Below are 24,726 nucleotides of genomic sequence, written 5' to 3' on the forward strand. Positions count from 1 at the left end.
ATATTTACTACAAAATTCACATCATACTTATGTCTCTTTTGAATTGTTAAACCCATTTAATTTACATAAATTTGTATTCATTCCAATCCAAATTAAAACATGCAAACAGAACCCAAAACAATGACAGATCTTTCTTTTGAAGATTTTAAAGCCGAAGTTTTAAATGATTATAAAATTGCAGTTACCTCTCGAGAGTGTAGTTTACTTGGTAGACGAGAAGTACTTACAGGTAAAGCTAAATTCGGAATATTTGGGGATGGTAAAGAAGTGGCGCAGTTAGCCATGGCCAAAGCGTTTAAAAATGGAGATTTCCGTTCTGGTTATTACCGTGACCAAACCTTTATGATGGCTATAGGCCAACTTACTATCGAGCAATTTTTCTCGGGGTTATATGCCAATACCGATTTAGAAATAGAACCTATGTCTGCAGGAAGACAAATGGGAGGACATTTTGCAACACATAGTTTAGACGAAAACGGGAATTGGAAAAACTTAACTAAACAAAAAAATTCAAGTGCAGACATCTCTCCTACTGCAGGGCAAATGCCTCGTCTTTTAGGACTAGCACAAGCCTCTAAAATTTACAGAAATGTAAAGGGAATATACACTAAAAACTTTTCAGAAAACGGGAACGAAGTCGCTTGGGGAACCATCGGGAATGCAAGTACTAGTGAAGGTGTGTTTTTTGAAACCATAAATGCTGCTGGAGTACTTCAAGTACCTATGGTAATTAGTGTTTGGGATGATGAATATGGTATTTCTGTACATGCAAAATACCAAACAACAAAAGAAAATATTTCAGAAATCTTAAAAGGATTTCAACGTGAAGAAGGAACTAATGGATATGAAATTATACGTGTAAAAGGTTGGGACTACCCTGCTCTTGTATCTGCTTATCAAAAAGCAAGTAAAATTTCAAGAACCGAGCATGTTCCCGTTTTAATTCACGTAAACGAATTAACACAGCCACAAGGACACTCTACATCTGGATCTCACGAACGTTATAAAAGTTCGGAGCGTTTAGCTTGGGAAGCAGCCAACGATTGTAATTTAAAAATGCGAGAATGGTTAATTGCTAACGGATTTACTACAGACGAAGAAATAACAGAATTAGAGAAAGGTGTTAAAAGAGAAGTTCGTAAAGGAAAAAAAACATCATGGAATCAATTTGTTGAGCCAATAAATAAAGACAAAATTGAAATTATAAACTTATTAAAGCTAGTTGCTAATATTAGTGCTAATAAAGTTTTTATACATAAGATTGTTAAAGATCTAGAAAATACAGAAGAGCCAATTAAACGCGATATTATTGTTGCTGCGCGTAAAACATTACGCTATATAATTGACGATGTTGCTCCAGAAAAAGATAGACTCTTACTTTGGATTGATAAATATTTTGAAAAAGTACAACCTCAATACAGTTCTCATTTATACAGTGAAGGAAACAAATCTGTAAAATACATTACAGAAGTTAAACCTATATATGCACCAGACGCAGAAAACGTTGATGGGCGTTTAATTATTAGAGATAACTTTGATGCTATTTTTAGTAAATATCCTGAAGCTTTAATTTTTGGTGAAGATTCTGGAAATATCGGAGACGTAAACCAAGGTCTTGAAGGTATGCAAGAAAAGTATGGTGAATTACGTGTTGCAGATGTTGGTATTCGTGAAACTACAATACTTGGTCAAGGTATTGGTATGGCTATGCGTGGACTTCGTCCTATTGCAGAGATTCAGTATTTAGATTATTTATTATATTGTATTCAGATTATTAGTGACGACTTAGCAACCTTACAATACAGAACAAAAGGACGACAAAAAGCGCCATTAATTATACGTACACGTGGCCATAGATTGGAAGGAATCTGGCATTCAGGATCTCCAATGGGAGGTATTATTAATTTAGTACGTGGTATACATGTTTTAGTACCAAGAAACATGACTAAAGCTGCTGGATTTTACAACACCTTATTAGAGTCTGACGAGCCTGCTCTAGTTATAGAATGTTTAAACGGATATCGTTTAAAAGAGAAAAAACCATCTAACTTTGGACTGTTTAAAACACCAATTGGTGTTACAGAAACCATTAGAGAAGGAAACCACATTACTTTAGTTTCTTACGGTTCTACACTACGAATTGTAGAACAAGCTGCAAAAGAATTAAATGTAGTTGGTATTCAGGCAGAAGTAATTGATGTGCAATCACTATTGCCTTTCGATTTAAATCATGACATTGTAAAAAGTATTAAGAAAACCAATCGTTTATTAATTATAGATGAAGATGTTCCAGGAGGTGCTTCTGCATATATTTTAAATGAAGTTTTAAATACTCAGAACGCGTATGAATATTTAGATAGTAAGCCAAAAACATTAACAGCTAAACCACACCGTCCTGCTTATGGAACAGATGGGGATTATTTCTCTAAACCATCTTTAGAAGATATATTCGAAACAATTTACCAAATAATGCACGAAGCAAACCCAAGTAAATATCACAAATTAAGATAGGTTTTTAGCCTTTTAGCAACTATTAATTAAACTCACTTTTTTTTAAATTATGACCATAAAATTATTGGCCATTGGTAAAACAGACAACAAACTTTTACAAGGCTTAATAGACGATTACCAAAAACGTCTTGGATTCTACATCAAATTTGAATTTGAAATTATTCCTGATCTAAAAAAAGTTAAAAACTTAAGCGAAGAACAGCAAAAGCAAAAAGAAGGTGAGCTTATTTTAGGAAAATTAAATCCTACAGATGCACTTATTCTCTTAGATGAAAATGGAAAGCAAATGGATTCTGTTGGTTTATCTAACTACCTTCAAAAACACATGAATTCAGGTATAAAGCAATTGGTATTTGTTATTGGAGGACCTTATGGGTTCTCTCAAGACGTATATTCGAAAGCTTTAGGAAAAATATCACTCTCTAAAATGACATTCTCACATCAAATGATTCGTTTATTTATTATTGAGCAGTTATATCGCGGCTTTACCATTCTTAAAAATGAGCCTTATCACCATCGTTAATTAATATACAAGATTAAACGATTACAGATTAACGATAGTGATACGTTTTCTTACCAGAACCTAATTTATAACCTATTGCTAACTTGGCCTTAGTTAAATTAAAACGATAATCATTATCGAAGTTTAAATCTGTAGAATACACACCTCCGCCGTAAATTAAACTAACATAATAACGCTCTACATTATATCCTACAGCAAAAGTATAATCTAATTTTAGTAATATAGGTTTGGAAGGTCTATAAGTACCATCATCAGACAATACATGTTTATACATTATACCAACTCCAGGCATAATATTACAAGAAGCTGTAAAATCCCCTGGTAATCTAAACACAGACATTAAACCTCCTAACACACCTAAAGACATACTATTATAACGTTTAATATGTGCTTCTTCGTTAAAATAATCTTCAGAATTAGTTGTTAATATATTACCACTTGCACTAAAATAATCGTAAAAACCAAAAACACCAAAACCTCCAGTAATATATACTTTCCGGTCTAATTTATCTATTCCAGCTTTTAACATAGAATAAGAAAATTCTATATCTGGAATGGTACGTAAATAGTTAAATCCTATGGTTACAGATCTTATATCGTCTCTAAAAACAGAAGGTTCGTTATAATTATTTTTCACATTAAACCCTCTATAAGTCTGAGCATAAAAATTGACATAATTTTTCTTTCCAATAATAGTTGTGCCTTGCATATCAAATCTATGTGTAATATCGTCTGTATTAGACTTCACATTAAAAGCAATATCTATTAATAGCTTACTACTAGCCACACCAAAACCAATTCCGAATTTATTATTAGGCACATAACGAACCTTAAAATCATCTTCATTATGTATTCTAAATTGCTTGAATTTATAATTTGTAAAGAGGCGTAGCGAGTAATTATTTATATCATGATCTATAAGAAGTTTATCTAAAATCTTAACAAGTTTCGAAGCATCTAAATCTTTAAAAACCTGAGCTTGTATCGAAAAAGAACTCGATAATAATAGTAATAAAATGGTGATTTTTTTAATCATGTAGATCTTTAACTAAACTAATATCGTTTTTATTAAACGGTTTTGGTCAAGCGTTAAAAATACATTATTTCTGTATAATGACAATTACTGAATGGATTAATCTATTTAATTAAAAAGAAATTTAAATACACACAAAAACAAAGGTGACTTTTAAAATCTTTGAGTAGTAACACTTGTAAAGTAATTAATTCTCAATTCTTTTTAAAAGTCACCTCTTAAATTATATTTCTAATTAGTTATGAATTCACGTACGAATGTTTTCGTTTTTTAAGCTGAACGTCTAAATCATTTATCGTGTTTTTAACCGCCAATTCATAAGTACGCTCTTGCGATGACGCAAAAATTCGTGGTCCAGGTGCACTTAATTCAATTTTACAAATTTTACCATCTTCTTTTTCCTTCTGAATAGTATCGAAGATTACTTCTGCAGAAATAACCCAGTCATATTTTAAAGCTAATTTATTCAGTTTCGCAGTTACATGTTCATTCATTGCCTCGCTAGTAGACATATGGATGTATTGAATGTTAATTGTCATAGATTAGTATTTTAATCTTCTACATAAATTTAAAGAAAAACAGCATCATTTCATACGTTTTTATCATAAAAAATTATGAAATAATCAAAATATATTACATATAAAAAGAATTCATCAATGTATTGTGCTATAAATCAATTTACTAATTACATTTTATTTCAAAAAAAATAGATCATTAAATTGTACTTCAAATTAAAAATCGATTCAAACTCATAATAAAAAAGTATTTTAGCATTTATAACGTTATAACTAGAAGAATGAAACTTGTATTTGCCACCAATAACAACAATAAAATAAAAGAAGTTCAGTCTTTAATTCCAGACCATATTACTCTTTTAAGTTTAGCAGATATTAAGTGTTTTGAAGATATTCCTGAAACACAGCCAACCATAGAAGGCAATGCCATACAAAAAGCAAATTACGTAAAAGACAACTATGGTTTTGACTGTTTTGCAGACGACACAGGCTTAGAAGTAGATGCTTTAAATGGCGCTCCAGGCGTATACTCTGCACGTTTTGCAGGACCACAGCGCGACGACAAAGACAATATGGATAAACTTCTAGACAACCTAAAAACAGCTTCTAATAGAAATGCTAATTTTAAAACCGTAATAGCATTATCTCTTCAAAATAAAATAGAAACGTTTACAGGAATTTGTAAAGGCGAAATTACCAAAACTAAACATGGTGATTCCGGTTTTGGATACGACCCAATATTTAGACCTCAAGACCAGAATGAAACCTTTGCAGAGATGCCGCTTAGTGAAAAAAATAAGATTAGTCATCGCGGAAAAGCGGTTTCATTATTAATCGATTATTTAAACACCTTAGACTCTGAAAATTAATTAACTGATTTGCAATAAATTAATCAAAATTAGTTTATATTAAATAAATCACTACCTTTGCAGCTTGAAATTCCTCAGAGAGAGGATGTGTTACTTGGAAGTTTTAGGTTAAGTATGTCGATTCCCTTCTTGTGTAACACTTACATACTTTAATCGAATACTTATTACAAGAATGAATACATTCCAAGATTTAGGTCTTAATGACGACCTATTGCGTGCTATTACAGATATGGGCTTTGAAACCCCAAGTGAAGTACAAGACAAAGCCATTCCCCTATTATTAGAAAGTGAAACAGATTTAGTTGCATTAGCACAAACAGGAACAGGTAAAACTGCTGCGTTTGGTTTCCCAATGCTTCAAAAAATTGATATAAGCAGTAGAACAACTCAAGGATTAATCTTATCTCCTACTCGTGAACTTTGTTTACAAATTACTAACGAAATTAAAGCTTACGGTAAATACTGTAAAGGTTTAAATGTTGTTGCAATTTACGGAGGATCTAGCATCCAAGACCAAGCAAGAGACGTAAAACGTGGCGCTCAAATTATTGTTGCGACTCCAGGTAGAATGAAAGATATGATTAGCCGTAGAATGGTTGATATTTCTAAAATTACTTACAGTGTACTTGATGAAGCAGATGAAATGCTTAACATGGGTTTCAAAGAAGATATTACTGAAATCTTATCTCATACACCTTCAGACAAAAATACATGGTTATTTTCTGCAACAATGCCAAAAGAAGTTGCAACTATAGCTAAAAAATTCATGGATAATCCTAAAGAAATTACTGTAGGAAATAAAAATGAAGGAAGTACTCAAGTATCTCACGAATATTATTTAGTAAACTCTAGAGACCGTTACCAAGCATTAAAACGTTTAGCAGATGCTAATCCAGATATTTTCTCTGTGATTTTCTGTAGAACAAAACGTGACACTCAAAAAGTTGCAGAACAACTTATAGAAGATGGTTATAACGCAGGAGCACTTCACGGTGATTTAAGCCAAAACCAACGTGATTTAGTAATGAAATCGTTTAGAAATAAACAAATCCAAATGTTAGTTGCTACAGATGTTGCAGCTCGTGGAATTGATGTAGACGATATTACTCACGTAATTAACTACCAATTACCTGACGAAATTGAAACGTATAACCACCGTAGTGGTCGTACAGGACGTGCTGGTAAAACAGGTATTTCTATGGTAATTGTTTCTAAAAGTGAAGTTAGAAAAATTAAAAGCATAGAGCGTATCATTAAAAAAGATTTCATTAAAAAGGAAATTCCTGACGGAATGGAAATTTGTGAAGTACAATTAATGTCTCTAGCAAACAAAATACATAGCACAGAAATAAATCCTGAAATTGATAAGCATTTAGATAGCATCAATACGTTATTTGAAAACACGTCTAAAGACGAATTAATTCAGAAATTTTTCTCTGTAGAATTCTCACGCTTCTTTAACTACTACCAAAAATCTAAAGATTTAAACGTAGCTGAAAACTCTAGAGATAGAGAAAGCAGAGAACATGTAAGCAATGATAATGCTGCGCGTTTCTTTATTAATGTTGGTACTCGTGATGGTTTTGACTGGATGAAATTAAAAGATTTCTTAAAAGAAGTTTTAGAATTAGGTCGTGACGATGTATTTAAAGTAGATGTTAAAGAAAGTTTTTCTTTCTTTAATACAGAAAAAGAAATTAAAGATAAAGTCTTAGCTTTCTTTACAGATTACAAACACGATGGGCGTTTTGTTAATGTTGAAGAAACAGAAAACAAAGGTGGCGGAAGTCGCGGAGGTAATAGAAGTCGCGGAGGCGGTGGAGGTCGTAGAGACAGAAAAGATAACGGATTTAGAGGCGATAAACGTTCAAAATCTGGAGGAGAAGGAAGAAGAAGAAGTTCTGATTCAGATTCTAAACCAAGACGTTCAAGTTCATCTAGTTATAGTTCTGATAGAAAAAGTGATTCTTCATCTTCATCAAGACCAAGACGTTCAAGACGCTAAACTATCTGTTAATATTTAGACAAAATAACATTACTTTTTCCTAAATATTATTTAGTTTGCTACTTTTATGCCTAACAAGATTATAATGAAATATATATTTATACTATTCATACTATTAATATCCTCGACAAAGGTCTTTTCACAAGACAGTAATGTTGTCTTAGGAGTGATTATTAATGGTTCTAATGATGAACCTCTAGAAGGTGTAAATATTGTAAATATTAATCAAGTAAAAGGTAGTACCACCAATAGTAAAGGTGAATTTAAGATCTCTGCGAAAGCTAATGATACACTTCACCTCTCCTATTTAGGTTTTAAATCTATTAAGGTTAAAGTTACTAACGACTGGATAAAATTTGGTAGCTCTACAATTGAGTTAACAGAACTAGCTTTAGCTTTAGAAGAAGTTGTTGTTAATCAATTTAGACTAACAGGTTACCTAGAACTAGATATAAAACAAGTACCTATTAACAATAATTACCAATACAGCATATCTGGCTTACAAAATGGGTATGAAGCAGGTAATGGTACTTATAGTGTAAATAAAATTTTAAGCGCCATTTTTAATCCAGCAGATTTCTTATATAATATCTTTGGGAACAAGCCTAAAGAAATGAAAAAGCTGAAACAAATGAAACAAGATGATGAAATAAGAAATTTATTATCATCGCGTTTTGATCGGGAAATGTTAACAGTCTTATTACAAGTAGATCGTTTAGATTTAGATGAAATAGTAAGACAATGCGACTATTCTAAAGATTTTATAAACTCTGCTAACGATCTTCAAATACTTGATGCCATTAGTGGCTGTTATGAAGAATACAAGGTGTTAAGCCGAGGCAGAAAAAAAATATAATACATCACATCACTTAAAACTGCCTCTAAAAAGGCAGTTTTTTTTTGTTTTCTTTTAAAAGATATATAAATTTACACTCTCATCCAAAATATAAAATTCTTAATATTTTATATATTAAAAAATATATTCGATAATTTGCAGCCACAATAATTAAAGAAAATATATTATTTGCAATATCTTTATTATTTTTATACTTTGCATGACCGACTCATATAACGATTCATGATAAACATAACACGAATATTTGACTTTCCGTATTATCAATTAGAAAAGTATAATTTAAGTAAATCTTTAACAACTAAATACGAAGGTGTTTGGGTGTCTACATCTACTCAAGATTATATAGACAAAGCAAATGCAATAAGTCGTGGGTTACTACGCTTAGGAGTAAAACCGAACGATAAAATTGCAATAATTTCTTCTACTAACAGAACAGAATGGAACATTATGGATATAGGTGTACTTCAAATTGGAGCACAAAACATTCCTATATATCCAACTATTTCTGAAACTGACTACGAATATATCTTAAATCATTCTGAAGCTACATATTGTATTGTTTCTGATAAAGTAGTTTTAGACAAATTAAATGCAATTAAAGGAAACACCTTATTAAAACAGGTTTATACTTTTGATGACATTGAAAATGAAAGCAACTGGAAAGAGATATTGGCTTTAGGTGAAGATACCTCTAATCAAGATCAAGTTGAAACATGTAAAGCTAATGTTGGCACAGATGATTTAGCTACTATTATATATACTTCAGGAACAACAGGTACACCAAAGGGTGTTATGTTGTCTCACAAAAACATAGTTTCAGATGTATTAGGTAGTGAAAAACGTGTACCATTTAATCATGGATCATCAAGAGCTTTAAGTTTCTTACCCGTTTGCCATGTTTTCGAACGTATGCTTTTATATCTATATCAATATTGTGGTGTAGAAATTTATTTTGCAGAGTCTATAGATAAGATGAGCGACAATTTAAAAGAAGTACATCCGCATGTTATGGCCGCTGTTCCTAGATTATACGAAAAAGTATATGATAAGATTGTTGCTAAAGGAGGAGAATTAACAGGAATTAAGAAAGCCTTATTCTTCTGGGCTATAGACCTAGGACTTAAATACGAACCTTATGGCAAAAATGGCTGGTGGTACGAAAAACAACTTAGCATAGCTAGAAAATTAATTTTCAGCAAATGGAAAGAAGCATTAGGAGGACATATAGAAATTATGGTTTCTGGAAGCGCGCCTTTACAAAATCGTTTAACTAGAACATTTGCAGCTGCAGGTATACCAATAATGGAAGGTTATGGATTAACAGAAACCTCTCCTGTAATATCGGTAAACGATCAAAGAGATTTCGGATTTAGAATAGGCACAATAGGAAAGCTTATAGATAAGGTTGAAGTAAAAATTGCCAAAGACGGAGAAATTCTTGTTAAAGGCCCGAATGTAATGCTAGGTTATTATAAAGATCCTGAAAAAACAGCCTCTGTTATGACCGGAGATTATTTTCATACAGGAGATATTGGAGAAATTTCTGAAGATGGATTTTTAAAAATTACAGATCGTAAAAAAGAAATTTTTAAAACCAGTGGTGGTAAATATGTCGCACCAGCTATAATAGAAAACAAACTGAAACAATCTCGTTTTATAGAACAAGTAATGGTGATTGGAGAAGGCGAAAAAATGCCAGCAGCTTTAATTCAACCAAATTTCGATTTTATTGAAGAGTGGGCAAAGCGTCATAATATAGATTTTAAGGATGTCACTGCACTTTGTAAAGACCAACGTTTATTAGATCGTATTCAAAAAGAAATCGATTTTTCTAACAAAGATTTCGGTAAATGGGAACAAATTAAAGTGTTTAAAATCACCCCAGAAGTCTGGTCTATCGAAAAAGGACACCTCACTCCGACTTTGAAGTTAAAGCGAAAAATCATCAAGAAAATCTACAAATCCTCAATAGAATCTATATATAGATCTTAAATTATCAAACTCCTTAGCTTTTAAGGAGTTTTTTTTTATTCTTATTTTTAGTTAAATTTTTACTATTTATTATGCATGCATAATATTTTTTATTATATTTGGTTGAGACAAAAAATAAAGATGAAAGACAAAACAATCGACTATGTTTTGCGAACCACTTGGTTAGCTGTTACAAAAATGTACAACGAACAAGGCCATAAATTCGAAAGTACTATGGCTACAGGTTTTGCTTTACTTAGTATCGATCCTGAAAAGGGAACACCTTCAACTTCATTAGGCCCAAAAATGGGTATGGAAGCAACTAGTTTATCTAGAATTATAAAAAACATAGAAAACCAAGGTTTAATAGAACGCAAACCAAACCCAAATGATGGTCGTGGTGTTTTAATTTACTTGACCGAATTAGGTAAAGAAAAACGAAATTTTTCTAAAGATCGCGTTTTAATATTTAACGAAGCTATTAGAAAAAATATTTCTGCCGAAAAAATTGAACATTTTTACGAAGTGGCAGAAGTCATCAATGATTTAATTTCAAACAAAAAGATATATAATAACGAAAGCCTTTTAAAATAAATGAGTACACGTAGAATAAAAAAAGTAGCTGTTATAGGTTCTGGTATTATGGGAAGTGGTATTGCATGTCATTTCGCCAATATTGGTGTAGACGTACTATTACTAGATATTGTACCACGCGAACTTAATCCCGCAGAACAAGCAAAGGGACTAACTTTACAAGATAAAGTAGTTAGAAACCGAATGGTAAACGATTCGCTTAAAGCAGCTTTAAAATCAAAGCCCTCTCCTATTTATCATCAAAAATTTGCCAGTCGTATTCAGACAGGTAATCTAGACGATGATATTGCAAAGGTAAAAGATGTAGATTGGATTATTGAAGTGGTTGTAGAACGTTTAGATATTAAGAAACTTGTTTTCGAAAATCTAGAAAAACACAGAACTCCAGGAACTTTAATTACATCAAATACTTCTGGTATTCCTATTCATTTTATGAGTGAAGGGCGTTCAGAAGATTTTCAAAAACACTTTTGCGGTACCCACTTTTTTAACCCAGCTCGTTACTTAAAATTATTCGAAATTATTCCTGGACCTCAAACGTCTCCAGAAGTTTTAGAGTTTTTAAATGGATATGGTGAACAGTTTTTAGGCAAAACATCTGTGATGGCTAAAGATACACCTGCTTTTATAGGAAACCGTGTTGGAATTTTTAGTATTATGAGTTTATTCCACGCTGTAAAAGACATGGATTTAACCATAGAAGAAGTCGATAAATTAACAGGTCCTGTTATTGGTCGTCCAAAATCGGCAACCTTCCGTACCGTAGATGTTGTAGGTTTAGATACTTTGGTACATGTTGCCAACGGAATTTATGATAATGTTCCTACAGACGAACGTCACGATTTATTTAAGCTACCTGATTTCATTACTACCATGATGGAAAATAAATGGTTAGGAAGCAAAACAAAACAAGGATTCTATAAATTAGAACGCCATAAAGACGGTACTAAAGATATTTTATCATTAGATCTAGATACTTTAGAATATCGTGCAAACAAAAAAGCAAAATTTGCAACTTTAGAATTAACGAAATCGATTGATAAAGTCGTAGACCGTTTTAAAGTCTTAGTTGCAGGAAAAGATAAAGCGGGAGAATTTTACCGTAAAAACTTTGCCGCACTATTTGCTTATGTAGCAAATAGAATTCCAGAAATATCAAACGAATTATATAAAATTGACGATGCCATGAAAGCGGGTTTTGGATGGGAACACGGCCCTTTTCAAATTTGGGATGCTATTGGTGTTGAAAAAGGAATAAAAATCATGGAAGCCGAAGGTTTAAAACCTGCTGCTTGGGTTAGCGACATGTTAGCTTCTGGAGTAACGTCTTTCTATGCAATAAAAGAAGGAGCTTCTTACTTTTACGATATTCCGTCTAAAAAACAAGAAAAAATACCTGGACAAGATGCCTTCATTATTCTAAATAATATTAGAAAATCTAAAGAAGTATTTAAAAATTCTGGTGTTGTTATTGAAGATTTAGGAGATGGAATCCTGAATTGCGAATTCCAATCTAAAATGAATACTATTGGTGGCGATGTTTTAGCTGGACTTAATAAAGCGATAGATTTAGCCGAAAAAGATTTCCAAGGTTTAGTTGTAGGAAATCAAGGTGCAAACTTCTCTGTTGGAGCAAACATTGGAATGATTTTTATGATGGCTGCCGAACAGGAATACGACGAATTAAACATGGCCATTAAGTATTTTCAAGACACTGTAATGCGTATGCGTTATTCATCTATCCCTACAGTTTCTGCTCCTCATGGGATGACCTTTGGTGGAGGTTGCGAATTATCACTTCACGCAGATAAAGTAGTTGCTGCCGCAGAAACCTATATGGGACTTGTAGAATTTGGAGTTGGCGTAATCCCTGGTGGTGGTGGTTCTAAAGAACTTACATTAAGAGCACAAGACACCTTTAAAAAAGGCGATGTAGAACTTAATACACTTCAAGAGTACTTCTTAACTATTGGAATGGCAAAAGTATCAACCTCAGCGTACGAAGGTTTTGATTTAGGGTTACTTCAAGAAGGTAAAGATATTGTCGTAGTCAATAAAGACAGACAAATCGCTACAGCAAAAGCACATGCGAAACTAATGGCTGAAGCAGGTTATACACAACCTATAAAACGTACAGATATTAAAGTGCTAGGAAAACAAGCTTTAGGGATGTTCTTAGTAGGAACAGATGCTATGGAAGCTAGCCGATATATTAGTGCACACGATCAGAAAATTGCAAACAAATTGGCTTACGTTATGGCTGGAGGTGATTTATCTGAACCCACTTTAGTTAACGAACAATACTTATTAGATTTAGAACGCGAAGCCTTTTTAAGTCTATGTACAGAACGTAAAACATTAGAGCGTATTCAGCATATGTTGAAAACAGGAAAACCGTTAAGAAACTAGAAAAAAGAGAAAAGAGAAAAGAAACTAAGAGGTCATTTTAAATAAGGTAGATTTTAAAATCTTTATTCTCTGCTCTATATTCTCTTATCTCATTTTCAAAACACACATTAAACTATGAAAACCGCATATATAGTAAAAGCATACAGAACCGCTGTTGGTAAAGCACCTAAAGGCGTGTTCAGATTTAAAAGATCGGATGAGTTGGCTGCAGAAACCATCAAGTATATGATGAAGGAACTACCAAGTTTAGATCCAAAACGTATAGACGATGTTATTGTTGGTAACGCCATGCCAGAAGGCTCACAAGGTCTTAATATGGCACGTTTAATCTCGTTAATGGGATTAGATATAGTAGATGTTCCAGGTGTAACCGTAAATCGTTTTTGTTCTTCAGGAATAGAAACTATTGGTATGGCAACAGCTAAAATACAATCTGGAATGGCCGATTGTATTATCGCTGGTGGAGCAGAAAGCATGAGTGCTGTACCCATGACAGGATATAAACCTGAATTGAACTACGATGTTGTAAAAGCAGGTCATGAAGATTACTATTGGGGTATGGGAAATACCGCTGAAGCTGTAGCAAATCAGTTTAAAGTCTCCCGCGAAGACCAAGATGAATTTGCTTACAATTCACATGTAAAAGCCTTAAAAGCACAGGCAGAAAACCGTTTTCAAGATCAGATTGTGCCTATAGATATTAATGAAACGTATATAGATGCTAATGGAAAAAAAGCAACAAAAACATATACGATTACAAAAGATGAAGGTCCGCGTGCAGGTACAAGCATTGAAGCTTTATCGAAACTAAGAGCTGTATTTGCTGCAGGAGGAAGTGTAACAGCAGGAAATTCGTCTCAGACTAGTGATGGTGCAGCTTTTGTAATGGTTATGAGTGAAGACATGGTAAAAGAATTAGGACTTGAACCAATTGCACGATTAGTTAACTACGCTGCTGCAGGTGTTGAGCCTCGTATTATGGGAATTGGCCCTGTAAAAGCCATTCCAAAAGCATTAAAACAAGCCGGTTTAAAACAAAGTGATTTAGAACTTATAGAATTGAATGAAGCATTCGCATCTCAATCTATAGCTGTAATTCGAGAATTGGGATTAAACTCAGATATCGTAAACGTAAACGGAGGAGCGATAGCTTTAGGTCACCCACTAGGATGTACAGGAGCAAAACTATCCGTGCAACTCTTTGACGAAATGCGTAAGCGTGATATGAAAGGTAAATACGGAGCTGTAACCATGTGCGTAGGTACTGGACAAGGTGCTTGTGGAGTATTTGAGTTTCTGAATTAGAGATTAGGAAAATAGAGCAAAGAACAGAGAAAATAGACCCGATAGATGAGTACACGTCATAATTATAAGAATTTAAAAATCTGGAAACTAGGATTGGAAATTGCTAATAATATTTCTGACGTATTGTTAAGTTTTCCAAAGCATGAAAGATATGATTTAAGCTCTCAACTAAGCAGATGTTCAATTTCATTGCCTAGTAATATAGCTGAAGGCTCATCTAGAACAAATAAATCTTTCAGTCATTTTTTAAACATTTCTTTAGGCTCATCATTTGAATTGGGAACTCAACTTTTAATAGCACATCACAGACAATATATAAACCAAGAGACATTAACACAATTAGAAAATAAATTAGAAGAATTTCAGAGAATGACTATGAGTTTTCAAAACAACTTAAATCAATAAGTCTATATTCTTTATTCTATTATCTATTTTCTCTAAAACAAACTACTAAAACATGGAAACTACACAAAAAGATATCATTAGAGGCGGGCAATTTCTTATTAAAAAAACCCCGTGTGAAGACATATTTACTCCAGAAGATTTTTCTGAAGAGCAAATCATGATGAAAGAAGCCGTTATGGAATTTAACGAGCGTGAAATCATTCCTCATAAAGCAAAATTCGAAGCTAAAGACTATGCACTTACTGAAGAGGTCATGCGTAAAGCAGCTGAACTTGGATTCCTTGGTGTTTCGGTTCCTGAAGCTTATGGCGGACTCGGAATGGGATTCGTTTCGACTATGTTAACGTGTGATTATATTTCTAGCGGAACAGGATCTTTTAGTACCGCCTTTGGTGCGCATACTGGAATTGGAACTATGCCAATTACTCTTTATGGTACTGAAGAACAGAAACAAAAATATGTTTCTAAACTAGCTACAGGAGAATGGTTCGGAGCTTATGCTTTAACAGAACCTGGAGCTGGTAGTGATGCTAATTCAGGTAAAACAACTGCTAAAGTTTCTGAAGACGGAAAATCATATGTCATTAACGGACAAAAAATGTGGATTTCAAATGCAGGTTTTTGTAGTTTAATGATTGTGTTTGCACGTATTGAAGATGATAAAAATATTACAGGTTTCATTGTAGAATATGATAAAGACAATGCAAATGGTATTACTTTAGGTGAAGAAGAACACAAATTAGGAATTCGTGCATCGTCTACTCGACAAGTCTTTTTTAACGATACTGTTGTCCCTACAGAAAACATGTTAGCTGGTCGTGGTGAAGGTTTTAAAATTGCGATGAATGCCTTAAATATTGGTCGTATTAAGCTTGCTGCTGCCTGTTTAGATTCGCAACGACGTATTACAACAACTGCGGTTCAGTATGCAAACGAACGTAAACAATTTAAAACACCAATTGCAGATTTTGGTGCTATAAAAGTTAAACTAGCAGAAATGGCTACAAACGCATATGTTGGAGAATCTGCTTCATATAGAGCTGCAAAAAATATTGAAGATCGCATTGCTATGCGACAAGCTGCAGGAAACACACATCAAGAAGCTGAATTAAAAGGTGTTGAAGAATATGCTATTGAATGTTCTATCTTGAAAGTAGCTGTATCTGAAGATGTACAACATTGTGCAGATGAAGGAATTCAAATTTTTGGTGGTATGGGATTCTCTGAAGACACGCCTATGGAAGCTGCTTGGAGAGATGCTCGTATTGCTAGAATTTACGAAGGTACAAACGAAATTAACCGTATGCTTTGCGTAGGGATGTTAGTGAAGAAAGCCATGAAAGGCCATGTAGACTTATTAGGTCCTGCAATGAAAGTTCAAGAAGATTTAATGGGCATTCCTTCTTTCGAAACTCCAGATTTCTCTGAATTATTTTCAGAAGAAAAATCAATGATTGCTAAACTTAAAAAAGTATTTTTAATGGTTGCTGGTGCTGCTGTTCAGAAATTTGGACCTGCTTTAGAAGAGCATCAACAATTATTAATGGCGGCTTCAGATATATTAATTGAAATTTATATGGCAGAATCTGCTATATTAAGAACAGAAAAGAATGCCAAACGTTTTGGTGAAGAATCGCAGAAAGTACAAATCGCCATGTCTAAATTATATTTATATCAGGCTGTAGATATTGTTGAGAAAAATGGAAAAGAAAGTATTATTTCTTTTGCTGAAGGAGACGAACAACGTATGATGCTAATGGGACTTAAACGTTTTACAAAATATGTAAACTATCCAGATATTGTAGACTTAAGAAATGAAATCGCAGAAAAAGTAAAATCTGAAAACAAGTATTGTTTCTAAAAATAATGTGTGACTAATTCTATTTTTATTATAAAAAAGGCCAATTCTAAGTTTAGAATTGGCCTTTTAAATTTTAACTTATTTTATACTATTGATTTTGTTTTTCACGCATACATTCAATAACTTTTTCTTCTTCAGTAACATTAGATAAATTAATTGCGGTTTCAATTAAAGCCAAATGTGAATATGCTTGTGGGAAATTCCCTAACAAACGTTTTGTTTCAAAATCTACATCTTCACTAAACAACCCTAAGTGATTGCTGTAAGTTAATAATTGATCGAACAATGCTTTTGCTTTTTGCTCCTCTCCTATCTTATACAAACTATTTATAAACCAGAATGTACAAATGGTAAATGATGATGAAGGCAATCCAAAATCATCTTTATTTTTATAACGGTATAATAAACCATCATTACTTAAATCACGCTCAATCCCTTTTACAGTATTTACGTATTTAGGATTCTTAGCATCAATAAAACCGTAAGGTTCCATTAATAAAACCGAAGCATCTAAATCGTCTGAACCATAAGATTGTGTAAAGGCTTGTACTTTTTCATTCCAAGCATTCGTCATGATATCTGCTTTAATCTCTTGCTCAAGCGGTCTCCATTTCTCTGCCTTAGCTGTTTTTCCTAAAATTTCTGCAACCTTAATTGCTTTATCAATAGCAACCCAACATAACACTTTTGAAAAAGTAAAATGACGTTCTTCTGTTCTAAACTCCCAAATTCCTTTATCTGCTTCTTTCCAGTGTTTGTTAACCACCCAAACAATACCTTTAGTTATTGTCCAAATTTCTTCACCGTTTTCTATGTCTGTACTAAAATTAACTAATTGTTGGTGGATAACATCCATCAAAATACCATAGATATCATTTTGTCGTTGCTCGTAAGCAGCATTCCCAACACGAACTGGTTTAGAGCCTTTATAACCACTTAAATGATCTAAAGTTTCCTCTGTTAATTTTTTCTCTTTATTAATTCCGTACATGATTTGGAGCTTCTCATCTTTATCAGGAATTAAATCAATAATAAATTTTAAATAACGCTTGGCAATATTTTTATGTCCTAAATGCGATACCACTTTCACAACCATTGATGCATCTCTAATCCAACAAAAACGATAATCCCAGTTACGCACTTCTCCAATTGTTTCTGGTAAAGATGTTGTTGCTGCAGCTAAAACCGCTCCTGTTTTATCGTAAGTTAAAAGTTTTAATGTAATGGCACTTCTAGCAATTTCCGCATTATAACGCTCATAAGAAGGCGTACTATCCATCCAATTTAACCAGTATACTTTGGTACGTTCATACTCTATATATGCTTTGTGAACGTCTGGTTTAAAGATCTTTTCATTGTACCCGATTAAGAAATAAGCATCTTTAGTAAGTTCTATTTCTGTTCCATTTACAACAGCATCTTTATCTAAATCTGTGTACATAAATAGTGTATCAAACTTTTCTTTATTAGTTAAACTAACAATAAAATCTGATTTCACATAGGTATTCGTTTCTCCTAAAGCATATTCTAATTTTGGATTATAATCTGCTATAAATTTTGGAGTCCCTGTTTTATATTTTATAAATCGAATAATTTCTGGAGGCGACTGATAACCTCCTGACGTCTTGTGATATCTAGGCATAAAATCCATAATATCGAAGGCATCTGTTCCATTACTAAATGAAGTTACTAAAATCGCTGTTTTATTCAAATAACTTTGTGTAACAGTATAACTTTCGTCTACTTTAATACCAAAATGACCTCCAATATTTTCATCTAATATTTTTGCAAAAACCGAACTAGAATCGAATTCTGGTAAACAGCACCATTCTATAGTTCCTATTTTTGAGATAAGTGCAGCGCTTCGGCAATTCCCTATAATTCCATAATCTAAATTATTCATTAAATCTTCATTTTATATGGTTAACAACCAATTTTTCTTTAAATTAACGAAAAACTTATTGCTAATCAAAATTGAACTCCATGAATAAGACTATTATAGTCTCAAATAGACTCCCTTTACAAGTAAAATTAGAAAATTCTAAACTAGAAATTAAACCAAGTATTGGAGGTTTAGCCACAGGAATGAAATCTGTACACGCCGAAGGTAATGGTATCTGGGTGGGTTGGTCTGGATTAACAGAAGATGAACTAACTCCAGAATTAGAAAAAGAAGTAAAAGAAGCTGTAACTAAAGAAAAATGTGTCACAGTACCTTTAACGACCGAAGATGTAGATAATTTCTATCTTGGTTTTAGTAACAAAACACTCTGGCCTTTGTTCCATTATTTTATGGAATACACCTCATTTGAACGCTCTGAATGGGAATCATACAAAGAGGTTAATCAGAAATTTGCCGATGTTATTCTAGAAAATGTTAATGATGGAGACACAGTTTGGGTACACGATTATCAGTTACTATTATTACCAAAATTAATTCGCGATAAAAAACCAAATATTTCTATAGGATTCTTTCTACATATTCCTTTTCCTTCGTTCGAAATTTTTAGAACATTCCCTTGGCGTGAAGAATTATTAGAAGGAATGCTTGGAGCCGATTTAATTGGATTCCATACTTACGATTATGAGCGTCATTTCTTAAGCTCAATAAAACGAATTTTAAGACTTGAAGTGAGTTTTAATAATATAGATTATTTAGACCGTACGGTTACTGTAGATTCTTTTCCTATGGGAATTGATTATAATAAATTCTATAATGCAGCCCTAGTTAACGATACACAACAAAAAAAAGAACGTTCAGAATTACAACGCCGTTTAGACGAACATATAAAATCGGATTCCGATGCTAAAATTATACTTTCAATAGATCGCTTAGATTATACAAAAGGAATTCCTAATCGCTTAAAAGCTTTCGAATATTTCTTAAACAAGTACCCAGAATTTAAGGAAAAAGTAAGATTAATTTTATTAGCTGTGCCTTCACGTTCTAACGTACCTCAATACCAGAAATTAAAACGCGACACAGATGAATTGGTCGGACGAATAAACGGAGAGTTTTCAACCGTAAGTTGGACACCAATTTGGTATTTTTATCGTTCTATGCCGTTCGAAAATCTAATCGATTTATACACCACTTCAGACATCGCATTAATTACTCCAATACGCGATGGGATGAATTTAGTAGCGAAAGAATATGTTGCAACACGTACCAATCAAGACGGTGTACTTATTTTAAGTGAAATGACTGGTGCTTCTAAAGAAATGAATGAAGCACTATTAATAAACCCTAATAATTTTGACCAAATAGCAGACACCATTAAGCAAGCTATTGAAATGCCAATTGAAGAACAACAAACACGAATTAAAATTCTTCAAGAACGCTTAGAACGCTATAGTGTTGAAAAATGGGCCAAAGAATTTTTAAAAGCATTAGAATCTACTAAAGAGAAGGAAGATGTATTTATCTCTAAACGCTTAAATAAAACATTAAAAAATAATATTTCTGAAGCTTTTAGCAGTGCGAAAAAGAAACTTGTTTTATTAGATTTTGATGGGACACTTGTTGGTTTTAAAGATAACCCGAAAGATTGTAGACCAGATGCAGAGTTATTTGAGTTATTAGATAAAATAAACGCTGTAGAAGGTGTAAAACTTGTTATTATTAGCGGAAGAGATCGCGAAACATTCGAAGATTGGTTTGCCGGAAAAGACTATACTTTAGTTACAGACCACGGTGTTTGGCTAAAAGAACAAGGCAAAGATTGGATGATGCTAGAACACCTTAAAAACGACTGGATGGAAAATATACTTCCTGTTCTAGAAACATTTGTAGACAGAACGCCTGGTACTTTTATTGAAAAGAAAAAATATTCTCTTGCTTGGCATTATAGAAAAACCGATCCCGAATTAGCGCAAACCAGAACAATAGAACTCAATACCGTTTTAAATAGTTTAATAGAAAACCATGGTCTTACTGTTTTAAAAGGAAACAAAGTCACCGAAATAAAAAGTAGTAATGTAAATAAAGGTCGTGCAGCGTCTCGTCTATTAACACAAGATAATTACGATTTTATGTTTGCTATTGGAGACGATTGGACAGACGAATATATGTTTGAAGAATTACCAGATTCTGCATATACTGTAAAAGTTGGATTTAAGAAAACAAGTGCAAAATATCATGTTAAAAACACTGCAGAAGTCCGCGAATTATTAAATACTTTTACTAAATCTTAAATTCAATTTCAAATTAATCTATGAAGTATCGTTTATACTTATGTGTCTTTTTAGGCCTAAGCAGTTTTATGTTGTCTGCTCAAAATCATCAGCAAATTTATAATATTATAGATGCTGTATCTGCAAAACGCATCAAACAAGATGTAAAAACACTTACCGAGTTTGGCACACGTAACACGTTTAGTGATACGGTTTCTAACACACGAGGTATTGGTGCTGCGAGACGTTGGATTAAAAATGAATTCAATGCTATTTCTAGCACGTGTAATTCTTGCCTTAACGTTTTTTATCAGAAAGATTTTGTAAAAAAAGAAGGAAATTCTAGAGTACCACACGATGCTTGGGTTGTAAATGTAGTTGCGGTGCAAAAAGGGACAAAATATCCTAATCGTTATATTATTATGACTGGAGATATAGATTCTCGTGCTAGCGATACTATGGATTTTACAACAGATGCTCCAGGAGCAAACGACAATGCTTCTGGTATGGCTGGAACTATTGAAGCTGCTCGTGTATTATCTCAATATCAATTTGAAAGTAGCATTGTCTATTTAGGACTTTCCGGAGAAGAACAAGGTTTATTTGGTGGTGCAGGCTTTGCGGCTTATGCCAAAGCCAATAATTGGGATATTGTAGGTGTGTTTAATAACGACATGATTGGTAATATTGAAGGTGTAGATGGTGTGATTGATAACAGATCATTTCGCATTTTTTCAGAACCTGTTCCGCCTACAGAAACAGAAAAACAACGTAAAATGCGTCGTTTTTATGGTGGTGAAGTCGATGGTGTATCTCGCCAGTTAGCCAGATACATTTACAAAACCACAAAAACATATATGCCAGAAATGAATCCTATGATGATTTACAGACTAGATCGTTTTGGAAGAGGCGGCCATCATCGTCCGTTTAACGATTTAGGTTTTGCAGGAATCCGTATCATGGAAGCTCATGAAAACTACACACAACAACATCAAGATGTACGTATAGAAAATGGCATTACTTATGGAGACACTTTTGAACATGTAAATTTTGATTACACAAAAAAGTTAACCTCTGTAAATGCTATTAACCTTGCATCTTTAGCAAATTCGGCCCCTGCTCCAACTACCGTTGCCATTGGAGGAATTGTTGAAGCCGCAGCAAAACTAAAATGGAATCCTGTTGATGGTGCCGTTGGTTACAAGATATATTGGAGAGATACAACTTCGCCTACTTGGGATTATAGCAGACCTGTAGGAAATGTTACAGAGTTCACATTAGATGGTATTGTAATTGACAATTTCTATTTTGGAGTCGCTTCAATAAATGAGAATGGTTTTGAAAGCCCTGTTGTTTTCCCAAATGCAATCATAAAAAAATAAATTAATAAAATTTCAATTTTGAAAAAAAATAACATCCTAATTCTTATCCTTTTATGTTTGTCTACTTCTGCATTTAGTCAAATGTTATCAGACAAAAAGATTTTTACACATCAAGATACACTTCGTGGTAGCATTACTCCAGAACGTGCTTGGTGGGATTTAACCTATTATCATTTAAATATTGAGGTAAAACCCGAAAACAAATATATTTCAGGAAAAAACACCATTCAATATACCGTTTTAGAACCTAAAAATGTCTTACAAATAGATTTACAAGATTCTTTAAAAATCACTAAAGTAACCCAAGACGGTAAAATATTACAAGTAATTGATGACGGAAATGCACATTTTATAACACTTACTAAAACACAACGCAAAGGCGCTGTAAATGCAATAGACGTTTATTATGAAGGTAACCCCAAAGTTGCTATTAAAGCACCTTGGGACGGTGGTTTTTCTTGGAAAAAAGATGATAAAGGAAATGATTTTATAGCCACATCTTGTCAAGGTTTGGGTGCAAGCGTTTGGTGGCCTTGTAAAGACCACATGTACGACGAAGTAGACAGTATGGATATTAGTGTAACGACTCCAAAAAATTTAATGGATGTTTCTAACGGAAGACTTACAGATACAAAAACGTTAAGTGATGGAAGAAAAACATATACTTGGTCGGTTAAAAACCCAATTAACAATTATGGTGTAAACGTAAATATTGGAGATTATGTTCATTTTTCTGAAGTTTATCCTGGAGAAAAAGGGCCTTTAGACATGAATTACTATGTATTACGCGATAATCTTAAAAAAGCAAAAAAACAGTTTAAAGACGCTCCTAAAATGATGAAAGCTTTCGAACATTGGTTTGGGCCTTATCCCTTTTACGAAGATGGTTATAAACTGGTTGAAGTGCCTTATTTAGGTATGGAACACCAAAGTTCTGTAACGTATGGTAATAAATTTGAAAACGGATATTTAGGACGTGATTTGTCTGGAACAGGTTGGGGATTAAAATTTGACTTTATTATTGTTCATGAATCTGGTCACGAATGGTTTGCCAATAATATTACAGATATTGACATTGCAGATATGTGGATTCACGAAAGTTTTACAGCCTATTCTGAAAACTTATTTTTAGATTATTATTACGGTAAAGAAGCTGCCGCAGAGTACGTAATAGGAACACGTAAATCTATACTAAACAACAAACCAATTATTGGCGTTTATGGCGTAAATAGTGAAGGTTCTGGCGATATGTACTACAAGGGAGCAAACATGCTACATACCCTACGCCAGTTAATACAAGATGATGAAAAATGGAGACAAATTTTACGTGGCATGAATAAAACATTCTATCATCAAACCGTAAACACAAAACAGATTGAAGACTATTTAAGTGAATCAACTGGCATAGATTTAACTGCATTTTTTAATCAGTATTTAAGAGATATTCGAGTACCTACTTTAGAATATAAATTTGAAAAGGACAAGTTTAAATACCATTGGACAAATATTGTTTCGGGGTTTGAGATGCCAATTCAAATTACTTTAGATGGAAAAGAACAATGGATACATCCTACTACAGCATGGAAAACACAAACTGTAGCCTCTAAAGCATTAGAGATAGATCCTGATTTTTATGTTGAATATAAAAAGTTGTAGTAATTAAAAAATGAAACTAAAAATCCGAGAAGCAGAAGAAAAAGACGTAAATGATATTTTAGATATTCTGAATTACGAAATCTTAAATTCAACAGTGCTTTATGATTACAAAGAAAGAACTTTTGAGCAACAACTTAAATGGTTTAAACAAAAAGAGGCTGATAAAATGCCCGTTTTAATTGCTGAAAATGAAAATGGAGTAATCGGTTTCGGAACTTATGGCATTTTTAGACCTTGGGATGCTTATCTATTTAGTATTGAACACTCTATTTATGTTAATAACAATTCAAGAGGAATTGGAATAGGAAAACAACTATTATCTAAATTAATTGAATTAGCAAAAGAGCAGAAATATCACACCATGATAGCTGGAGTTGACAGTTCTAATGAGGGAAGTGTTGAGTTTCATAAAAAATTCGGATTTAAAGAAATTGGAACATTTAAAGAAGTTGGATTTAAATTTGACAAATGGTTAGATTTAAAGTTTCTTCAATTACTTCTGAAATAAAAAAACAGATTCAATAACGGCTATAATTAATATAGGTTTATATATTTAATTGAAAGTTTAGTCTATTTATAGCTAAAAACGCAATGTTGCGTTTATGTGTTGAATCCTTCAAACAAAAAACGCCACCTTAAAAAAGGTGGCATTTTTTTA

Annotated in this window: 18 protein-coding genes; 15 read left to right on the top strand and 3 right to left on the bottom strand. The window is 32.9% G+C overall.

Annotated elements, in window-relative coordinates:
* The first annotated feature begins 99 nt into the window (after positions 1–99).
* Both GQR95_RS14340 and rlmH read left to right on the top strand, forming a co-directional pair.
* Positions 100–2,511 (top strand): thiamine pyrophosphate-dependent enzyme, encoded by a 2,412-nt coding sequence (locus GQR95_RS14340; RefSeq protein WP_159023803.1) that lies wholly within the window; start codon positions 100–102, stop codon positions 2,509–2,511.
* A 49-nt stretch (positions 2,512–2,560) separates the two neighbouring features.
* On the top strand, positions 2,561–3,034 hold the full coding sequence (gene rlmH / locus GQR95_RS14345; protein WP_159023804.1) for a 23S rRNA (pseudouridine(1915)-N(3))-methyltransferase RlmH: 474 nt from the start codon (positions 2,561–2,563) through the stop codon (positions 3,032–3,034).
* 28 nt (positions 3,035–3,062) lie between these two features.
* Here rlmH and GQR95_RS14350 read toward each other — a convergent pair whose 3' ends face one another.
* Positions 3,063–4,070, bottom strand: coding sequence for a DUF4421 family protein (locus GQR95_RS14350; protein ID WP_233265942.1), 1,008 nt, complete (start codon positions 4,068–4,070; stop codon positions 3,063–3,065).
* 236 nt (positions 4,071–4,306) lie between these two features.
* Positions 4,307–4,606, bottom strand: coding sequence for an HPF/RaiA family ribosome-associated protein (locus tag GQR95_RS14355; RefSeq protein WP_159023805.1), 300 nt, complete (start codon positions 4,604–4,606; stop codon positions 4,307–4,309).
* 257 nt (positions 4,607–4,863) lie between these two features.
* Here GQR95_RS14355 and GQR95_RS14360 point away from each other — a divergent pair, with 257 nt between their 5' ends.
* The 9 genes from GQR95_RS14360 (at position 4,864) to GQR95_RS14400 (ending at position 16,857) form a co-directional block, all read left to right on the top strand.
* The gene (locus GQR95_RS14360; protein ID WP_159023806.1) at positions 4,864–5,451 is read left to right on the top strand and encodes a non-canonical purine NTP diphosphatase; all 588 of its coding nucleotides are present in this window, start codon (positions 4,864–4,866) and stop codon (positions 5,449–5,451) included.
* A 172-nt stretch (positions 5,452–5,623) separates the two neighbouring features.
* The gene (locus tag GQR95_RS14365) at positions 5,624–7,456 is read left to right on the top strand and encodes a DEAD/DEAH box helicase (protein WP_159023807.1); all 1,833 of its coding nucleotides are present in this window, start codon (positions 5,624–5,626) and stop codon (positions 7,454–7,456) included.
* Between the two features lie 85 nt (positions 7,457–7,541).
* Positions 7,542–8,312 carry a carboxypeptidase-like regulatory domain-containing protein gene (locus tag GQR95_RS14370; RefSeq protein WP_159023808.1) on the top strand — a complete coding sequence of 257 codons (771 nt, stop codon included), beginning with the start codon at positions 7,542–7,544 and terminating at the stop codon, positions 8,310–8,312.
* Positions 8,313–8,534: 222 nt separating this feature from the next.
* Complete coding sequence (locus GQR95_RS14375; RefSeq protein WP_159023809.1) at positions 8,535–10,304, top strand: long-chain fatty acid--CoA ligase; 1,770 nt, start codon at positions 8,535–8,537, stop codon at positions 10,302–10,304.
* 120 nt (positions 10,305–10,424) lie between these two features.
* Positions 10,425–10,877, top strand: coding sequence for a MarR family winged helix-turn-helix transcriptional regulator (locus tag GQR95_RS14380; protein WP_159023810.1), 453 nt, complete (start codon positions 10,425–10,427; stop codon positions 10,875–10,877).
* Positions 10,878–13,286, top strand: coding sequence for a 3-hydroxyacyl-CoA dehydrogenase/enoyl-CoA hydratase family protein (locus tag GQR95_RS14385; protein WP_159023811.1), 2,409 nt, complete (start codon positions 10,878–10,880; stop codon positions 13,284–13,286). It begins immediately after the preceding gene.
* Positions 13,287–13,400: 114 nt separating this feature from the next.
* Positions 13,401–14,591, top strand: coding sequence for an acetyl-CoA C-acyltransferase (locus GQR95_RS14390; protein ID WP_159023812.1), 1,191 nt, complete (start codon positions 13,401–13,403; stop codon positions 14,589–14,591).
* Between the two features lie 45 nt (positions 14,592–14,636).
* A complete protein-coding gene (locus GQR95_RS14395) occupies positions 14,637–14,996 on the top strand; it encodes a four helix bundle protein (RefSeq protein WP_159023813.1) in 360 nt (119 codons plus the stop codon).
* A 52-nt stretch (positions 14,997–15,048) separates the two neighbouring features.
* The gene (locus GQR95_RS14400) at positions 15,049–16,857 is read left to right on the top strand and encodes an acyl-CoA dehydrogenase family protein (protein WP_159023814.1); all 1,809 of its coding nucleotides are present in this window, start codon (positions 15,049–15,051) and stop codon (positions 16,855–16,857) included.
* 88 nt (positions 16,858–16,945) lie between these two features.
* Here GQR95_RS14400 and GQR95_RS14405 read toward each other — a convergent pair whose 3' ends face one another.
* Complete coding sequence (locus GQR95_RS14405) at positions 16,946–18,760, bottom strand: glycoside hydrolase family 15 protein (RefSeq protein WP_159023815.1); 1,815 nt, start codon at positions 18,758–18,760, stop codon at positions 16,946–16,948.
* 80 nt (positions 18,761–18,840) lie between these two features.
* Between GQR95_RS14405 and GQR95_RS14410 the strand changes: the two genes are divergently transcribed.
* From GQR95_RS14410 to GQR95_RS14425, 4 genes are all read left to right on the top strand, one after another.
* Positions 18,841–21,051 carry a bifunctional alpha,alpha-trehalose-phosphate synthase (UDP-forming)/trehalose-phosphatase gene (locus GQR95_RS14410; protein WP_159023816.1) on the top strand — a complete coding sequence of 737 codons (2,211 nt, stop codon included), beginning with the start codon at positions 18,841–18,843 and terminating at the stop codon, positions 21,049–21,051.
* Positions 21,052–21,119: 68 nt separating this feature from the next.
* On the top strand, positions 21,120–22,412 hold the full coding sequence (locus GQR95_RS14415) for a M28 family metallopeptidase (RefSeq protein ID WP_159024334.1): 1,293 nt from the start codon (positions 21,120–21,122) through the stop codon (positions 22,410–22,412).
* An 81-nt stretch (positions 22,413–22,493) separates the two neighbouring features.
* Positions 22,494–24,068 carry a M1 family metallopeptidase gene (locus GQR95_RS14420; protein WP_159024335.1) on the top strand — a complete coding sequence of 525 codons (1,575 nt, stop codon included), beginning with the start codon at positions 22,494–22,496 and terminating at the stop codon, positions 24,066–24,068.
* Positions 24,069–24,078: 10 nt separating this feature from the next.
* Complete coding sequence (locus GQR95_RS14425; RefSeq protein ID WP_159023817.1) at positions 24,079–24,576, top strand: GNAT family N-acetyltransferase; 498 nt, start codon at positions 24,079–24,081, stop codon at positions 24,574–24,576.
* The last annotated feature ends 150 nt before the right edge of the window (positions 24,577–24,726 follow it).

It is taken from the genome of Formosa sp. L2A11 (assembly GCF_009796865.1).
In the GTDB taxonomy this organism is placed as follows: Bacteria; Bacteroidota; Bacteroidia; order Flavobacteriales; family Flavobacteriaceae; genus Formosa.

Excerpts from the sequence above, each read along its gene's own strand:
- GQR95_RS14410 (WP_159023816.1), top strand. The coding sequence starts at position 18,841 with ATGAATAAGACTATTATAGTCTCAAATAGACTCCCTTTACAAGTAAAA.
- GQR95_RS14375 (WP_159023809.1), top strand. The coding sequence starts at position 8,535 with ATGATAAACATAACACGAATATTTGACTTTCCGTATTATCAATTAGAA.
- GQR95_RS14380 (WP_159023810.1), top strand. The coding sequence starts at position 10,425 with ATGAAAGACAAAACAATCGACTATGTTTTGCGAACCACTTGGTTAGCT.
- GQR95_RS14355 (WP_159023805.1), bottom strand. The coding sequence starts at position 4,606 with ATGACAATTAACATTCAATACATCCATATGTCTACTAGCGAGGCAATG.
- GQR95_RS14360 (WP_159023806.1), top strand. The coding sequence starts at position 4,864 with ATGAAACTTGTATTTGCCACCAATAACAACAATAAAATAAAAGAAGTT.
- GQR95_RS14365 (WP_159023807.1), top strand. The coding sequence starts at position 5,624 with ATGAATACATTCCAAGATTTAGGTCTTAATGACGACCTATTGCGTGCT.
- rlmH (WP_159023804.1), top strand. The coding sequence starts at position 2,561 with ATGACCATAAAATTATTGGCCATTGGTAAAACAGACAACAAACTTTTA.
- GQR95_RS14425 (WP_159023817.1), top strand. The coding sequence starts at position 24,079 with ATGAAACTAAAAATCCGAGAAGCAGAAGAAAAAGACGTAAATGATATT.
- GQR95_RS14415 (WP_159024334.1), top strand. The coding sequence starts at position 21,120 with ATGTTGTCTGCTCAAAATCATCAGCAAATTTATAATATTATAGATGCT.
- GQR95_RS14395 (WP_159023813.1), top strand. The coding sequence starts at position 14,637 with ATGAGTACACGTCATAATTATAAGAATTTAAAAATCTGGAAACTAGGA.
- GQR95_RS14400 (WP_159023814.1), top strand. The coding sequence starts at position 15,049 with ATGGAAACTACACAAAAAGATATCATTAGAGGCGGGCAATTTCTTATT.
- GQR95_RS14370 (WP_159023808.1), top strand. The coding sequence starts at position 7,542 with ATGAAATATATATTTATACTATTCATACTATTAATATCCTCGACAAAG.
- GQR95_RS14350 (WP_233265942.1), bottom strand. The coding sequence starts at position 4,070 with ATGATTAAAAAAATCACCATTTTATTACTATTATTATCGAGTTCTTTT.
- GQR95_RS14390 (WP_159023812.1), top strand. The coding sequence starts at position 13,401 with ATGAAAACCGCATATATAGTAAAAGCATACAGAACCGCTGTTGGTAAA.
- GQR95_RS14340 (WP_159023803.1), top strand. The coding sequence starts at position 100 with ATGCAAACAGAACCCAAAACAATGACAGATCTTTCTTTTGAAGATTTT.
- GQR95_RS14405 (WP_159023815.1), bottom strand. The coding sequence starts at position 18,760 with ATGAATAATTTAGATTATGGAATTATAGGGAATTGCCGAAGCGCTGCA.
- GQR95_RS14385 (WP_159023811.1), top strand. The coding sequence starts at position 10,878 with ATGAGTACACGTAGAATAAAAAAAGTAGCTGTTATAGGTTCTGGTATT.
- GQR95_RS14420 (WP_159024335.1), top strand. The coding sequence starts at position 22,494 with ATGTTATCAGACAAAAAGATTTTTACACATCAAGATACACTTCGTGGT.